Source organism: Shewanella sp. 11B5 (genome assembly GCF_002836795.1).
GTDB classification, from domain to species: Bacteria; Pseudomonadota; Gammaproteobacteria; order Enterobacterales; family Shewanellaceae; genus Shewanella; species Shewanella frigidimarina.
Map to the genome: position 1 here is coordinate 1 of NZ_PJAP01000667.1, position 2,093 is coordinate 2,093.

A 2,093-nucleotide genomic window follows, 5' to 3' on the forward strand; every position below is an offset into this window, starting at 1 on the left:
TGAAATCGATACATGTCGACTTCGTTTTGTAGCTGGTCTTGTAAAATCTTAGCATTGATGACATCTGATTTGGATAAGTTTTTCCGGTCAAGCTGCTTAAGTGTATGGAGAATTTGGAGCGTCTGTTGGTTCTTTTCTGCTAATGTTTCTGCAGATAAATCATCAAGCTTTGCGGCTACTGATGCATCTCCTAAACTGGCGGCTAACTCCGGTGAGAAAGCTAAATTAACCGCCCAACTCTGGTCTATAATCGCTTGTAGATCGTTATCTATCTGCGTTTGTTGGTGAGTGACTTGAGGCGCAATCTGTGTCGTGGTTGAATGACTATTACAACCCAATAAACTTAACATTATCAGTGCCGGTAGGATCAGCAAGCGCATCAATAGTCCTTTATGGTTTAATCTGTTTGTTAGCTTTAGAGTATGCCCGATTTAAGTATAAAAAACACATTCCAAATTAGTGTTTGCTTTTTAGTGTGGTAGATTCCAGAAAAAAACATTGGCCATCAGAATTTGTATGAATACATGTTAAACTGAACATCATTCTCTGACCGACAAAACCAAACTAATGGCAGGGTAAGTTTATAGGGGTTAATTATGATAGATAAAACCATTCCGCTGGTTGATTTGCATCGACATTTAGACGGTAATGTTAATGTAAAAACCATTTGGGAATTAGGCCACCAACACGGTATTCAGTTACCCGCTAATTCGCTAGAAGAACTTGCGCCATTTGTGCAAATCCAAGGGAAAGAGAACAACCTAGTCGATTTTTTGAAGAAACTAGATTGGATGGTCGCTGTATTAGCTGATCTAGATGCTGTAAAGCGTGTTGCTTATGAAAATGTTATCGATGCAGCATCGCAAGGGTTAGATTACGCTGAATTGCGTTTCAGCCCTTATTACATGGCGATGAATCATAATTTGCCCATTGAAGGTGTCGTTGAAGCTGTTATTGATGGTGTTCGTGCTGGTGTAAAAGAGCATGATATTAGCGTTAACCTTATTGGTATTATGTCGCGTTCTTTTGGACAAGAGAAATGCCGCTTAGAACTTGAAGGCATACTTGCTCATCGTGATAGCATTGTGGCGATGGATTTAGCCGGAGACGAACTCGGTTTTCCTGGCGACTTATTTACAGAGCACTTTAAGCGTGTTCGAGATGCAGGGTTACAAGTTACCGCTCATGCTGGTGAAGCTGCGGGTGCTGAAAGTATGTGGCAAGCAATCAACATACTAGGTGCTACCCGTATTGGGCATGGTGTGAATGCGATTCATGATCCGAAGTTGATGGAGTATTTGGCCAAGCACCGTATTGGAATTGAATCATGTCCAACCAGCAACTTACATACGTCAACCGTTAAAGATTATGATGTTCATCCACTGCGTAAATTTATGGATGCCGGTGTATTGATTGGCCTTAATACCGATGACCCAGGTGTGAGTGCAATTGATATCGCTCATGAATATCGTGTGGTTAAATCTGAAATGGGTTTCAGTGATAGTCAACTGGCGACATTGCAACGTAATGGCGTGGAAATGGCCTTTATGTCTGACAGTGACCGCAAAGCGTTATACGCTAAAAAAGCGAAGTAAATAGCGAATGTAAGTAAAAAAATAGCCAGCAAATGCTGGCTATTTTTGTATTCTACTTTACATAAATAGTGAGTTAAATAACTCTTGAAAACTGCTGCTGACGGGCTTTCTGACGATAATATACATCAAAACACATGCAGATATTACGAATAAGTAGACGACCGGTCTGGCTTACTGTTAACTTTCGATCAGTGATATCAACCAATTTATCATTTATGAATGTTTGCAATAGTTTAAGATCTTCAGCAAAATATTCATCAAAGTTAATGGCAAACTTTTGTTCAATTTTGTCCATGTCTAAATCAAAATGACAGATAATCTGTTTAATGACCGCGCGACGAATTTCATCATCGTGATTTAAGCTACAGCCTTTCCATAATGCATGACCATTAGCATCAATAGATTCGTAGTATGGACGAATATCTTTTTGATTTTGGGCATAGCAGTCGCCAATTTGGCTGATAGATGATACCCCTAACCCAAGCAAGTCACATTCTT

At 39.8% G+C, this 2,093-nt stretch carries 1 protein-coding gene and 2 pseudogenes; 1 reads left to right on the forward strand and 2 read right to left on the reverse strand.

Going from position 1 to position 2,093, the window contains the following annotated elements:
• Positions 1–380, reverse strand: a pseudogene (locus CXF78_RS15050) (DUF885 domain-containing protein); the annotation flags it as partial.
• Between the two features lie 216 nt (positions 381–596).
• On the opposite strand from CXF78_RS15050, the gene add reads away from it, so the two are divergent.
• Positions 597–1,595 carry an adenosine deaminase gene (gene add, locus CXF78_RS15055; RefSeq protein WP_011635533.1) on the forward strand — a complete coding sequence of 333 codons (999 nt, stop codon included), beginning with the start codon at positions 597–599 and terminating at the stop codon, positions 1,593–1,595.
• A gap of 73 nt (positions 1,596–1,668) precedes the next feature.
• On the opposite strand, the pseudogene CXF78_RS15060 reads toward add, so the two are convergent.
• Positions 1,669–2,093: pseudogene (locus CXF78_RS15060) on the reverse strand (oxygen-independent coproporphyrinogen III oxidase); the annotation flags it as partial.

Coding starts and splice junctions, on each gene's coding strand:
- add (WP_011635533.1), top strand. CDS start 597: ATGATAGATAAAACCATTCCGCTGGTTGATTTGCATCGACATTTAGAC.